Origin of the sequence: Ramlibacter algicola, from assembly GCF_016641735.1 — a bacterium.
Lineage (GTDB): Bacteria > Pseudomonadota > Gammaproteobacteria > Burkholderiales > Burkholderiaceae_C > Ramlibacter > Ramlibacter algicola.
Window position 1 is genome coordinate 3177695 of the sequence record NZ_JAEDAO010000001.1, and the last position, 12362, is coordinate 3190056.

Annotated in this window: 14 protein-coding genes; 13 read left to right on the forward strand and 1 reads right to left on the reverse strand. The window is 68.1% G+C overall.

All coding sequences use genetic code 11. The features are described from left to right. The first annotated feature begins 8 nt into the window (after positions 1–8). The 13 genes from I8E28_RS15500 to I8E28_RS15560 all read left to right on the forward strand — a co-directional run bounded on the left by I8E28_RS15500 (position 9) and on the right by I8E28_RS15560 (position 11160). Complete coding sequence (locus I8E28_RS15500; protein ID WP_200788964.1) at positions 9–287, forward strand: hypothetical protein; 279 nt, start codon at positions 9–11, stop codon at positions 285–287. A gap of 132 nt (positions 288–419) precedes the next feature. Further along, positions 420–614 (forward strand): Flp family type IVb pilin, encoded by a 195-nt coding sequence (locus tag I8E28_RS15505; protein ID WP_200788965.1) that lies wholly within the window; start codon positions 420–422, stop codon positions 612–614. Between the two features lie 59 nt (positions 615–673). Next, a complete protein-coding gene (locus I8E28_RS15510) occupies positions 674–2002 on the forward strand; it encodes a pilus assembly protein TadG-related protein (protein WP_200788966.1) in 1329 nt (442 codons plus the stop codon). A 9-nt stretch (positions 2003–2011) separates the two neighbouring features. Further along, positions 2012–2473, forward strand: a complete 462-nt coding sequence (locus tag I8E28_RS15515; protein WP_200788967.1) for a TadE/TadG family type IV pilus assembly protein — start codon at positions 2012–2014, stop codon at positions 2471–2473. Positions 2474–2483: 10 nt separating this feature from the next. Further along, positions 2484–2915 carry a TadE/TadG family type IV pilus assembly protein gene (locus I8E28_RS15520; RefSeq protein WP_200788968.1) on the forward strand — a complete coding sequence of 144 codons (432 nt, stop codon included), beginning with the start codon at positions 2484–2486 and terminating at the stop codon, positions 2913–2915. A gap of 13 nt (positions 2916–2928) precedes the next feature. Then, the gene (locus I8E28_RS15525) at positions 2929–4080 is read left to right on the forward strand and encodes a CpaE/TadZ family protein (RefSeq protein ID WP_200788969.1); all 1152 of its coding nucleotides are present in this window, start codon (positions 2929–2931) and stop codon (positions 4078–4080) included. A 47-nt stretch (positions 4081–4127) separates the two neighbouring features. Then, positions 4128–5495 carry a TadA family conjugal transfer-associated ATPase gene (locus I8E28_RS15530; RefSeq protein ID WP_200790419.1) on the forward strand — a complete coding sequence of 456 codons (1368 nt, stop codon included), beginning with the start codon at positions 4128–4130 and terminating at the stop codon, positions 5493–5495. A 10-nt stretch (positions 5496–5505) separates the two neighbouring features. Beyond that, positions 5506–6495 (forward strand): type II secretion system F family protein, encoded by a 990-nt coding sequence (locus I8E28_RS15535; protein WP_200788970.1) that lies wholly within the window; start codon positions 5506–5508, stop codon positions 6493–6495. Between the two features lie 10 nt (positions 6496–6505). Then, the gene (locus I8E28_RS15540; RefSeq protein ID WP_200788971.1) at positions 6506–7417 is read left to right on the forward strand and encodes a type II secretion system F family protein; all 912 of its coding nucleotides are present in this window, start codon (positions 6506–6508) and stop codon (positions 7415–7417) included. Between the two features lie 5 nt (positions 7418–7422). Beyond that, positions 7423–8958 (forward strand): hypothetical protein, encoded by a 1536-nt coding sequence (locus I8E28_RS15545; protein WP_200788972.1) that lies wholly within the window; start codon positions 7423–7425, stop codon positions 8956–8958. Further along, the gene (locus I8E28_RS15550; protein WP_200788973.1) at positions 8955–9728 is read left to right on the forward strand and encodes a methyltransferase domain-containing protein; all 774 of its coding nucleotides are present in this window, start codon (positions 8955–8957) and stop codon (positions 9726–9728) included. Before I8E28_RS15545 ends, I8E28_RS15550 begins: the two co-directional genes overlap by 4 nt. Further along, entirely contained in the window at positions 9725–10057 is a 333-nt protein-coding gene (locus I8E28_RS15555) for an EamA family transporter (RefSeq protein WP_200788974.1), read from the forward strand. The genes I8E28_RS15550 and I8E28_RS15555 overlap by 4 nt, the downstream gene beginning before the upstream one ends. 23 nt (positions 10058–10080) lie before the next feature. Further along, on the forward strand, positions 10081–11160 hold the full coding sequence (locus I8E28_RS15560) for a glycosyltransferase family 2 protein (protein WP_200788975.1): 1080 nt from the start codon (positions 10081–10083) through the stop codon (positions 11158–11160). Between the two features lie 75 nt (positions 11161–11235). Here the strand turns inward: I8E28_RS15560 and I8E28_RS15565 are convergent, their stop codons facing one another. Next, positions 11236–12306 (reverse strand): phosphatase PAP2 family protein, encoded by a 1071-nt coding sequence (locus I8E28_RS15565; RefSeq protein ID WP_200788976.1) that lies wholly within the window; start codon positions 12304–12306, stop codon positions 11236–11238. Between the last annotated feature and the right edge of the window lie 56 nt (positions 12307–12362).

Below are 12362 nucleotides of genomic sequence, written 5' to 3' on the forward strand. Positions count from 1 at the left end.
GAGACCCCATGACCCGCCCTCCCCTGATCCTCGCCGCAGCCGCGCTCCTCGCCGGCTGCGCGATCTCGCCGACGCCCAACTACGACCTGCGCTTCGGCGATGCGGTACGCAACGCGAGGCTGGCGCAGACGCTCAACCCGCAGCCCAGCACCAACGACGTGCAGGGCATGGATGGGGCGGCGGCGAAGAACGCGGGCGACCGCTACCAGGACTCCTTCAAGAGGCCGCCACCGCCCGTCAACGTCATCAACATCGGCGGAAGCATCGCCACGGGCGCGGCGCGCTGATCGCGCCGCATCGACAACCACCGGGACGGATTCCGTCGGAAAGGAGGACGCCGCACGACAAGCCATGCCAACGACGAACCTGAACTTCCATCCATTCTTTTTCCCTTCCATTCAACTTTCAAGAGGTGTTTCATGGACAAGCTCATTCAAACCGTGCAGGCCTTCGGCAAGGACGAAGAAGGCGCCCAGGTCATCGAGTACGCGCTGATCATCGCGGTCGTCTCGATCACACTGGTTGTCGCACTGCGCGACCTGACCGGCAGCAACTTCGCCGACTTCATCACCCGGGTCGGCACCTGCCTCACGAACGGCTCGGCCTGCGCGTAAGGCCACACCGGTCGAGGGCCCCGGCACCGCCGGGGACCCTCCACCACGTGGGGGCAGCCATGCACCGCAAAGCCCGTCGCCACCAGCAACGCGGGGCCACCATCATCACGATGGCCCTGATGCTGCTGTTCCTGCTTGGCTTCATGGGATTCGCCCTCGACTTCGGGCGGCTGTTCATCGTCAAGACGGAACTGCAGACGGCCCTCGACAGCTGCGCCCTGTCGGCGGCGCAGGAACTGGACCTGCAGCCCAATGCCGTCAACCGCGCACGCAGCGCAGGCATCACGGCCGCCAACCTGAACTCGGTGAACCTGCAGTCGCCCACGTGGGACGGCAAAGGCAAGGTCACGGACGCCGAGATCACGTTCTACAACACCTCGTTCACGCTGACGACGAGCGACGCGGCCGCGACGTATGCGGAGTGCTCCCACGTGCAGCCGGACGTGCGCCTGTGGCTCCTTCGCGCGATGGCCGCGTTCTCCGGCGACTTCGCCACGTTCCCGGCCACGCACGACGTCGGCGCTCGGGCGATCGCGAAACGCGGAAGTTCGCAGACCGCCTGCCCGATCCCCGTGGCCGTAAAGGCCGGCGCGGGCTCGCCACCGCTGTACGGCTTCGTGCCGGGCCAGTGGGTGATCGTCTGGGGCACCCGCAACCCCGGCAGCGGCGAGTTCGGCTGGTACAACCTGGACGGCAGCACCAATGCGCGCGCGACCAAGGACCAGCTCGAAGGCGGCGTGTGCAACACGCGCATCGGCGACCAGCTGGGCACGCCGGGCGCGAAGACCGGCGTCGACACGGTCTGGAACTACCGGTTCGGCATCTACAAGAACAACGTCGACCACCAGCTGCATCGCCCGGACTACTCCGGCTATTCCTACAGGCCGCGCAACGCGTCACCGGCCGGCAACTGGACCAACGCGACGCCCATCACGCTGGCGGACGGCAGCACGACCGTCTACTGTTGCGCCTGGAACGGGACGCCGAATCCCGCGGCCTCGCATGCCTCCGCGCAGAACTTCGCCACCAAGCGAAGCGTCAACGCCTCGTACGACGACATCGGCACCGACATCCGGCACGGCAGCACGATCGTCTACAACACGCAGAACCAGCTGAACAGCTTCCAGGTGGTGGCGACGCCGGGCGCGAACGGCGAGTACGCCCGCTACGGGTCCTCCGACCGCCGCATTGCGACGGTGCCCGTCCTCGACGACGCCAACAGGGTGAGGGACTACCTGTGCATCCTGCTGCTGCACCCCATGAGCGGGCCGAATGACGACGTGCGCCTGGAAATCATCGGGTCGGCCGGGAGCCCCTCCAGCCCCTGCACCACCGCGGGCCTGCCCGGCGGCGCCGCGGGGCCCCTCGTTCCCGTCCTCGTCCGCTAGGAGGCTCCAATGCGCAAGAACAAGCAAGGTGGCGTGGCGCTTGTCGAATTCGCGCTCATCCTGCCCTTCCTGCTGGTCCTGACGTTCACCACAACGGAGTTCGGCCGCGCGCTGTACGAGTACCAGGCGATCTCCAAGTCGGTGCGCGTGGCCGCGCGCTACCTCGCGACGCAGAACGTGGGCACGCACCAGGCCGAAGCCGCGAACCTCATCGTCTACGGGACGATCCAGCCGGGGCAGGGAGCGAGGCCCTTGCTGCGCAACCTGACGATGGCCAACGTCATGGCGCCGCAGTGGGACCAGGCCGGCGCCACGCCGATCATCAACACGGTGCGCGTCGGCGTGACCGGCTACCAGTTCCGCTCCATGTTCACGACCGCCTTCGGCGTGATATTTCCCCCCATCGTGTTTTCCGACATCACGGCCACGATGCGCAGCGCGTTCGGACCGCCGCCGGCGCCCGCCCCCTGAGGAGCGCACCATGAAGATCAGGCAGCACGGTGCCACCGCGGTCGAATTCGCGCTGGTGCTCATCGCCTTCCTCGCGGTCATGCTGGCCATCCTCGACTTCGCGCGGATGATGTTCGCCTGGAGCTCGGCCAGCGAGGCGACGCGCGCGGGGGCGCGTTACGCCGCCGTCTGCGGCAACACCGGCAATGCGCCCGCGGTCGTCGCGAGGATGCAGGCACTCGTCCCCCAGATCACCACCGCCAACGTCGCGTGGGACCCGCCGGGCTGCAGCCCCACCACGTGCGTCGGCGTGCGAGTGAGCGTCACCGGCATGAACTACAACTTCATGTCACCCATCGCCGGCCTGGCCCGCGTCGGAGCGATCCCGATGCCGGACTTCGCCACCTACCTGACGCGCGAGGACATGCGCCAGGATCCCAACGCCGACACGTACTGCCCGTGAGCAAGGAAATCCCATGAAGATCGCAGCCATCTCGCCCCACCCCGGCCACCTGCAGGACATCCGCCAGGTCGCCGAGGGCCGGGGCCACGCCGTCGTGCTCCACGAAGGCGGCAAGAGCCGAATGCGCGACATCGCCGACCGCGACCGGCCGGACGTGATGCTGGTCGACGGCATCTGCTGCGACGTCGCCGAGCTGTCGCACGTCGAGGACGTCACCGCCCGCCATCCCGGCACGGTCGTCCTCCTGATGTGCTCCATCCACACGCCGGAGTTCCTGATCAACTCCATGCGGGCGGGCGTGCGCGAAGTATTGCCGTCGCCCGCACCGCGCGAGGCGCTCGAGGCCGCGCTCGACCGGATCGAGAGCAAGCTGGCCGCCAGTTCGCCGCAGAAGACCGGCCGCGTCCTCGCCTTCGTGCCGTGCAAGGGCGGCAGCGGCGCGACCTTCCTGGCGACCAACCTCGCCTGGCAGCTCGCCGAGCGCGGCAGCGTGCTGCTCGTCGACCTGAACCTGCAGTTCGGCGACGCGCTGTCCTTCGTGCACGACGGCTCGGCCACGTCGACGATCGCGAACGTCGCGCGCGACATCGGGCGCCTCGACGCTTCGCTGCTCGCCGCGAGCACGGTGAAGGTCGCCCCCAACTACAGCGTCCTCTCCGCGCCCGAAGACATGGCGCAGGGCGTGGAGGTCAAGCCCGAGCACGTCGAGGCGATCCTGGACGTCGCGGTCGCGAACTACGACTTCGTCGTGGTCGACGTGGCCCGGAACCTGGACACGATCGCGATCCGGGCCTTCGACCACGCCTGGCGCATCTTCGGCGTCATGCAGTCGTCCCTCGCGGACCTGCGCAACGCGCGCAGGATGCTGGACGCGTTCCGGGCCCTCGGCTACCCGGCCGAACGCTCCGAACTGGTCGTCAACCGCTTCGAGCGTTCCGCCGAGATCGGGGTCGAGGAGATCCAGCGGGCCCTCGGCGGGCTCACCGTGCGGACCGTGCCCAACGCGTACAAGGACGTCAGCGCGTCCATCAACCACGCCGACCCGATCGCCACGTCCGCGCGTTCCAGCAGCGTAGCCAAGGCGCTCGTGGACTTCGCGCAATCCCTGAGCCCGCGCCAGGAGGACGCTCGCGGCCTCCTCGGGCGCCTCTTCCGGAGAGCCTGATGTCGTCCATCCCGCCCATCGCCACCACGTCCTCGGGCAACGCCGGCATGCTGACCCTTCGCGCCAAGCTCAATGGCGGAAGCGCCGCCGCCGAGCCCGTGCTGCCGACGCCGGCCGGCTCGCCCGCGCCCGCGGCGGATTCGTACAAGGCCATCAAGGGACGCATCCACCTGAAACTGCTGGACAAGTTCGACCTGTCGGCGCTGGAGATGCTGTCGCCGGACGCGCTGCGCCAGGAAATCGCGACGATGGTCGAGCGCCTGCTGCAGGAGGAGCAGGCCGTCGTCAACGACGCCGAGCGCGGGACCCTGATCCGCGACATCCAGCACGAGATGCTCGGTTTCGGCCCGTTGGAACTGCTGATGGCCGACCCCACCGTCTCGGACATCTTGGTCAATTCGTACAGCCGGATCTACGTCGAGCGCCGCGGCCGGCTGGAGCTGACGAACGTCACGTTCACCGACGAGAAGCACCTGCTGCGGATCATCGACAAGATCGTGTCGCTGGTCGGCCGCCGCATCGACGAATCCAGCCCCATGGTCGACGCCCGCCTGCCCGACGGCTCGCGCGTCAACGCCGTCATCCCGCCGATCGCGCTGGACGGGCCGATGATGTCGATCCGCCGCTTCGGGCGCACGCCGCTGAAGATGGAGAACCTCATCGGCGACTCGCTCAAGACGATGACGCCGGACATGGCGCTGATGCTCGAGGGGCTGATCAAGTCCAAGGTCAACATGCTGATCTCCGGCGGCACGGGGGCCGGCAAGACCACGCTGCTGAACATCCTGTCCGGCTACATCCCGGAGGTGGAGCGGGTGGTGACCATCGAGGACGCGGCGGAACTGCAGATGCAGCAGCCGCACGTGGTCCGCATGGAAACCCGGCCGATGAACATCGAGGGCAAGGGCGAGGTGACCCAGCGCGCCCTCGTGCGCAACGCGCTGCGAATGCGCCCCGACCGCATCATCATTGGCGAGGTGCGCGGAGCGGAAGCCTTCGACATGCTGCAGGCCATGAACACCGGCCACGAGGGCTCGCTCACCACGATCCACGCCAACACGCCACGCGACGCCATCGCGCGACTGGAGAACATGATTGGCATGGCGAACCTGAACCTGCCGCACAAGGCAGCGCGGCAGCAGATTGCCTCGGCGATCACGGTGGTCGTGCAGGTGCTCCGCCTGATCGACGGCCGGCGCAAGGTGACCAGCATCCAGGAGATCACCGGCATGGAAGGCGAGGTGATCACGATGCAGGAGATCTTCACGTTCCGGCAGACCGGCATCGGCAAGGACAGCCTGGTGGAGGGCTTCTTCCAGGCCACGGGCGTGCGGCCCAAGTTCAGCGACCGCCTGCGCGCGTTCGGGGTGGTGCTGCCCGACGGGATGTTCGACCCGCAGCGGCGGCTGCAGTGAGGGAGGCGCCATGCAGAACCTCGGCAACAACGAGTTCCTGGTGCTGGTGGTGCTCGCCTTCACGGCCACCTTGCTCCTGATCGAGAGCCTGTACCTGCTCTGGAGATCGTCCAGGGGCGCGGAGGCCACCCGCCTGAAGCGACGCCTGGCGTCGCTGGCCGCGACCAGGGACCGCAGCGGGCAGAGCCAGCTCCTCAAACAGCGCATGCTGAGCGAGCTGCCCGCCTTCGAGCGGACACTGCAGCGCATGCCGCGGATGCGGCACCTTGATCGCATGCTGCAGCAGTCGGGGCTGAGCTGGACGGTCTCCGGCGTGCTGCTGGCGATGGTGGGGTGCACCGTCGTCGGGTGGACGCTGGCCGACCAGCTGATCAACTTCTCGGGATTCCTCAAGCCCGCCATGGCCGCCGTTGCCGGCTCGTTGCCGCTGCTGTACGTGCTGCGTGCGCGGTCGCGCCGGCTGGCCACCATCGAGCGGCAGCTCCCCGACACCTTGGACCTCATGACGCGCGCGCTGCGCGCCGGCCATGCATTCACCGCGGCGCTGAAGATGGCCGGGGAGGAGACGGCGGAGCCCATCGCGGGCGAGTTCCGCACCGTGCACGACCAGATGAATTTCGGCGTCTCCATGCACCAGGCGCTGACGAACCTGAGCGAACGCGTCCAGATCACCGACCTGCGCTACTTCGTCGTCGCGGTGCTGATCCAGCGCGAGTCCGGTGGCAACCTGACCGAGATCCTCACCGGCCTGAGCAGCCTGATCCGCCAGCGCGCCAAGCTGCTGGCCAAGGTCAAGGTGCTCTCGTCGGAAGGCCGGCTGTCCGCCTGGATCCTCGGACTGATGCCGTTCGCCCTCGCGTTCGTCCTGAACCTGGCCAACCCCAAGTTCATGAGCGTGCTGTGGACCGATCCACTCGGCATCACGATCGTCAAGTACATGCTGGTCCTGATGGCGCTGGGCGCGGTGCTCATGCGCAAGATCGTCCGCATCCGGGTCTAGGAGGCCAGCCATGATCGTCATCTCCGCGCTCGTCTTCCTTTGCGTGGTCCTCGCCGCGGCGGCCGCCGTCGCGTACTACACGCCGACGCGCACCCAGCGGCGCCTCAGCGGGTTCGCGCCGGCCGCGCCCGACTCGACCTGGACCGAGACCTTCGTCAGGGTGGCCGGCCCGTTCGCGAGGCTCGCGGCCCCGCGCGGTGACTGGGCCAACTCGCCACTACGCCAGAGATTCCTCAACGCCGGCTTCCGCCGCGACGACGCGCGGATGCTGTACTTCGGTGCGAAGGCCGCCCTGCCCCTGCTCTTCGCCGGCCTGACCTTCGTGCTGCTGCGCACCTTCGGCACCGCCTCCGGACTGACCCTCCTGCTGGTGGTTCTGGTCAGCGCCCTGTTCGGCTGCTACCTGCCGAACCTCGTCGTCCACTTCAAGCGCAAGGAACGCCAGCGCGAGATCTTCGAAACCTTCCCGGACGCCGCCGACCTGATGCTCGTCTGCGTCGAGGCGGGGCTGGGGCTGGACGCGGGCCTCGTCAAGGTCGCCGAGGAGATCCGGCGCAAGAGCGTGGCGCTGGCGGAGGAGCTGCACCTGACCAACCTCGAGATGCGCGCCGGCGGCACGCGCGAGCAGGCGCTGCGCAACCTGGCCCTGCGCACCGGCATCGAGGAGATCGGCACCTTCGCCACGATGCTCACGCAGGCGGACAAGTTCGGCACCAGCGTCGCCGACTCGCTGCGCGTGTTCTCGGACGACCTGCGCTACAAGAGGCAGGTGGCCGCGGAGGAGCGGGCAGCCAAGATCCCGACCAAGATGCTGGTCCCGCTGGTGCTGTTCATCTTCCCGTCCGTGATCATGGTCGTCCTGGGGCCGGCCCTGATCACCATCATCCGGACGGTCCTGCCGATGCTGACTCGTGGCCGGTGAGCGGCATGGAGCACCTCGAGGTCCCCGTGCCCGCCGGCGTGCATGCCGGGCTTCCCTCCCGCCCCGCGTGGCTCCCGTCGTGGACTTTGCTGACCGGGGCCTACGCCAGCCTCTTCGCGCTGTACCAAGGCCATGTCAACCAGAAGCTCCTGCTCGACGGGGACACCTTCTCCCACGTCGCGACCGGGCAATGGATCCTGCGGCACCTGGCCGTTCCCTTGCAGGACCCGTTCTCGCACAGCATGCCCGGCGCGCCATGGACGGCGCAGGAATGGCTGTCCCAGGTGGTCCTTGCCGCCGCCCACGATGCCGCGGGATGGGACGGGGTCATCGCCGTAACCGCACTCTGCTTCGGGACCAGCATCGCGCTTCTCACGCGCGCCCTCCTGAGGAACGTCGAACCGCTGCGCGCTCTGCTCTTCTCGTTCGTGGCCCTCCTGATGGTCGCGGGCCACCTGCTGGCCCGGCCGCACATCGTCGCGATGCCTCTGCTGGTCGCCTGGATGGTCGGGATCTTCCATGCACGCGACCTCAGGCGGGCCCCGTCCCCGTGGCTGCTGCCCGTCATGTGGGTCTGGGCCAATGCCCATGGCGGGTTCACATTGGGGATCGCGGTCGCCGCGTTCCTCGCCGTCGAGGCAGTGCTCGAAGCGCCAGGCGCCCGGGGCCGGCGGCAGGTTGCGCTCTCCTGGGGTGCCTTCCTGCTCGCGGCGGTGGGCTGCGCCTCGCTGACCCCGAACGGGCCCGCCGGGTTCCTGTTCACGTGGCAAGTCCTGGCCGAAGATGCGTACGCCCTGGACCGCGTGGCGGAATGGGCGTCGCCCAACTTCCACCAGTACCAGGCGCTGGAACTCTGGTTGCTCGGAGGGCTTGCACTGGTCCTGCACCAGGGCCTTCGCCTTCCAGCGCTGCGACTGGTCCTGCTTCTTGGCTTCGTGCACCTGGCCTTGAAGCATCTGCGCAGCATCGAGTTGCTCGGGCTGATCAGCCCGCTGATCGTCGCCGGTCCTTTCGGCGCCCAATGGCGGCAGGCGAGTCCCACGCCGGGCCGGCCGGCTCGCGCGGATGCGCTGCTGGCACGCCTAGCGCAGCCCGCCGGGATCTGGGCTGCGGCCGTCGCGGCCGTGGTCGTGGCTGGCGCCTCGGCCGCGCTGGCCCGCGCCCGGCCCGTCCAGTTGCCGCTATCCGCGGCGCCGGTGGGGGCGCTGAAAGCCGTCAAGGAAGCCGGCATCGCCGGACCGGTCTTCAACTCCTATGCCTGGGGCGGGTTCCTGATCTATTCGGGCATTCCGGACTTCATCGACGGCCGTTCGGACCTGTTTCGCGACCAGTTCATCCGGCAGTACGCCGATGCCGCCGATCTCGCGACGAGCGACGCATTGCCTTCCCTGCTGGAGAAGTACGCAATCTCGTGGACGATCTTTCCCGTGGGCCAGCCGGCCGTGGCAGCGCTCGACCGGATGCCGGGATGGCGCCGCGTCTACGCCGACAGCACCGCAGTCGTCCACGCCCGCGACGAGCGACAGGGGAACCAGCCGTGATACATCGCTACCAATACCCGGCCAGCTTCTACGCCTACCAGCAGGTGGGGTCGTCCTCGTCGGCCTCGGTCGTCGTGCCGCTCGCCCTGGACCACCTGCGACCGGCCAGCGTTCTGGACGTGGGCTGCGGCGCCGGCGCGTGGGTGGCGGCGTGGCGCGAGAATGGCGTGAGGGACTGCGTCGGCGTGGACGGGGACTACGTGCCCGCGAGCCAGCTGCTGTTCGACCCGGGCGACTTCCGTCCGCTGGACGTCGCAAGCCCCTTCCGTCTCGGACGCCAGTTCGGGCTGGTGCAATGCCTGGAAGTCGCCGAGCACTTGCCGCCTGCCGCCAGCGGAACGCTCGTCGACAACCTCGTGGCGCACTCGCCGATGGTCCTGTTCTCAGCGGCCGCGCCGGGACAGGGGGGCGAAAACCACATCAACGAGCGCCCTGCCGAGGAATGGCGCGGCCTGTTCCAGTCTCGCGGCTATGCCGTGTTCGACTGCTTGCGTCCCTGGCTGCGCGACAGCGCCGCGACGGTGGAACCCTGGTACCGCTACAACCTTCTCCTGTTCGTCCGCCATGACGCGATCGGCGGCCTGCCGGATGCGGTGCGGGCGAAGCGTGTGCCCGCCGGGACCCCGCTGCCGGACGTTTCGCCGCTCCCGTACCGCGCCCGCAAACGGCTGCTCTCGATGCTGTCGCCGATGCTCGTGACCCGCCTCGCGCGCGCCAAGCATGCACTGCTGAACGGGGTCCGCGCCGTCATCCAGGAGCAGCACCGATGAAGGCGCCGATGCTCGCGTTGGCGGTGCTCGGGGCCGTGCTGGCAGCACTCGGCCAGGTCAGCCTCAAGTGGGGCGCGGCGGGCCGGAGCGGTGTCGCCGACTTCCTCAATGCCGGCATCCTGCTCGGGCTGTTGCTGTACGCGGCCGGCACGCTGTCCTGGATCCGCGCGTTGGCCGAGGTCCCGCTGACCGCGCTGTACCCGTTCACCGCCCTGACGTACGTCCTGGTCAATCTCCTCGCCTTGGCGCTCCTGGGCGAACAACTGTCCCCCCGCAGTGCAGCCGGCACCGGCCTAGTGCTGCTCGGGCTGTTCCTCGTCGCCGCCTGAGTCCGGCCATGCAGGTTGCACCCATGCCAGCAGCATCGACGATCCTGTCGATCGTGGTTCCCTGCTTCAACGAACAGGACGTGCTGTGCGAGACATGCAGCCGCCTCCTCGCCGTGCGAGCCGCGCTGGTCGCCAAGGCGAAGATCTCTCCTCGGAGCCACATCGTGTTTGTCGACGACGGCAGCCGCGATTCCACCTGGCAGCTGATCGAGGCCTGGGTGCAGGGCGGCTCGCCCGTGACCGGCGTGAAGCTGAGCCGCAATTGCGGCCACCAGAACGCGCTGCTGGCGGGAATGTCTTGCTCGCGTGCGGACGCGGTGGTAACCATCGATGCCGACCTGCAGGACGACGAAACCGCGATCGAACGGATGGTCGACGCCTATCTCCAGGGCTGCGAGGTCGTGTACGGCGTGAGGGCGCGGCGTGACAGCGACAGCTGGTTCAAGCGCGTGACGGCCCGCGGGTTCTACCGGCTCCTGTCCGCACTCGGGGTGCCGACCGTCTTCGACCACGCCGATTACCGCCTTCTCGGCCGGCGAGCCATCGACTACCTGCAGCGCTTCGGCGAGATCAACCTGTTCCTGCGAGGCGTGGTTCCCCTCCTGGGCTTGCGCAGCTGCGCCGTGCATTACGACCGGCGCCCGCGCCGGGCCGGGGTGTCCAAGTACCCGCTGCGCCGGATGATCGAGTTCGCGCTGGACGGCATCACGTCCTTCTCGATCGCGCCGTTGCGGGCCATCACCGTGGTGGGCATGGGACTGTCGCTGGCATGCGTCGGGCTGGCGGGCTGGGCATTGGCCGTCCGCCTGACGTTGGCCGAGGCCGTCCCCGGCTGGGCATCCACGATCCTCCCGATCTTCTTCCTGGGCGGCGTGCAACTGTTCTGCGTCGGCATGCTGGGGGAGTACATCGGCAAGATCTACATGGAGAGCAAGAAGCGGCCGCGCTACCTGATCGAGACCGTGGCCAAGCCGGAAGGCTTGCAGCGGCGGGCAGGGGCGGCGAAGCGCAAGTCGCGTCCGCATGGCGCGCGCCCGATCCGCATCGACCACCGGCGATGGCTTCCGGAGACCGTCGCCGACACGCTGGCGGGACCGAAATGATCAACCCGCCAGGCGGCTTGACGCTGCAGGCGGGTGATCCCGTCGCCTCTCGTGCCGCGGATTCCTTCGCCGACCTCACGACTTGGAGGCGAGCGTCCGGCCAACCATCCACCAGACCAGGACCGTCGCGGCGATCGAGAAGTAGCCGTCCACGGCGTAGTGCCAGCCCAGGTGCACCGAGCCGACAAGGATCAGCAGGAGGAACGTTCCCGCCACCCACATCCAGGTGCGGCTGACATGGGTCGCCAGCAGCAGGAACAAGGTTGTCGTGGCAACGTGCATCGAAGGGAATGCCGAGATCCCCGCGCCGGCCACGACATCGCCGCTCACGTACATGTTCCACAGGAACTCGCGGGCATGCTTTTGCAGGATCGAGTGCTGCTGGAGATAGTCCACCATGCTCGCGAACTGGTGCCCGCCGGTCACCCGCTGATAGAAGGTCGGGCCAGCCGAAAGCAACGCACAGGCCAGCACGTTCCCCAGCAATGGCCAGGTCAGGAGGAAAGTCCACACGTACTGCCTGCGGGCCTGCCTCAATTGAGGCAGCAGAAGCACCGCCAGCATCGAGCCTGTGAGGACCACCCCCCACACGACTGCATACAGGAGTTCGAGGGCATTCGTCAGCATCGGGACGGCTAGCGTCAACGTCCACGGATCCCGCCCGAAATGCAGGGCACGGTCGACACCCGCCAGGAACGGGTCCGCAAAGAAGGGCGTGACATCCGGCAGCATCGTCTTCACCGAGGAGAAGACACCGATGAAAACCGAAAGGCTGCCGAAGAGCAGCAGGCCGGCGGAGACCTCCGGGTTGAAGATGGCCAGGAGCTTGTTGCGCCAGTCCAGCAAGGGTGTTGGCGAGCGCAACGCTCGCAACGCCTGCAGGACCACGATCAACCACAGACCGAACGGCAGCAGCGCTGCAATCGGCCGCACATAAGTCAGCGGGGCGAGCTTCTGGGCAACACCCAGAGTGCCGGCGAACAGGAACGCAGCCGCGGCATAGGCAGCCACGAACGCATGGAATGCGGCGTCCCGCCCGATGGCGCATCTGTAGGCGTCGACCAATTCTCGCGTCCCCGGTGACCTGCCCTCCGCCGAGGAAGACTTTGGAACGGTGTCACCGGGCACGGCGAAGAGTCGCTTCATTCCTGCATTGCGCATGACCCAGCCGCGAGTTGCATCGCAGACATGTCATGCCCGAC

Bases quoted from the DNA above. Each gene is read 5' to 3' on its own strand.
- I8E28_RS15530 (WP_200790419.1), top strand. From the start codon at position 4,128: ATGCTGACCCTTCGCGCCAAGCTCAATGGCGGAAGCGCCGCCGCCGAG.
- I8E28_RS15505 (WP_200788965.1), top strand. From the start codon at position 420: ATGGACAAGCTCATTCAAACCGTGCAGGCCTTCGGCAAGGACGAAGAA.
- I8E28_RS15525 (WP_200788969.1), top strand. From the start codon at position 2,929: ATGAAGATCGCAGCCATCTCGCCCCACCCCGGCCACCTGCAGGACATC.
- I8E28_RS15540 (WP_200788971.1), top strand. From the start codon at position 6,506: ATGATCGTCATCTCCGCGCTCGTCTTCCTTTGCGTGGTCCTCGCCGCG.
- I8E28_RS15520 (WP_200788968.1), top strand. From the start codon at position 2,484: ATGAAGATCAGGCAGCACGGTGCCACCGCGGTCGAATTCGCGCTGGTG.
- I8E28_RS15510 (WP_200788966.1), top strand. From the start codon at position 674: ATGCACCGCAAAGCCCGTCGCCACCAGCAACGCGGGGCCACCATCATC.
- I8E28_RS15535 (WP_200788970.1), top strand. From the start codon at position 5,506: ATGCAGAACCTCGGCAACAACGAGTTCCTGGTGCTGGTGGTGCTCGCC.
- I8E28_RS15555 (WP_200788974.1), top strand. From the start codon at position 9,725: ATGAAGGCGCCGATGCTCGCGTTGGCGGTGCTCGGGGCCGTGCTGGCA.
- I8E28_RS15545 (WP_200788972.1), top strand. From the start codon at position 7,423: ATGGAGCACCTCGAGGTCCCCGTGCCCGCCGGCGTGCATGCCGGGCTT.
- I8E28_RS15565 (WP_200788976.1), bottom strand. From the start codon at position 12,306: ATGAAGCGACTCTTCGCCGTGCCCGGTGACACCGTTCCAAAGTCTTCC.
- I8E28_RS15500 (WP_200788964.1), top strand. From the start codon at position 9: ATGACCCGCCCTCCCCTGATCCTCGCCGCAGCCGCGCTCCTCGCCGGC.
- I8E28_RS15560 (WP_200788975.1), top strand. From the start codon at position 10,081: ATGCCAGCAGCATCGACGATCCTGTCGATCGTGGTTCCCTGCTTCAAC.
- I8E28_RS15515 (WP_200788967.1), top strand. From the start codon at position 2,012: ATGCGCAAGAACAAGCAAGGTGGCGTGGCGCTTGTCGAATTCGCGCTC.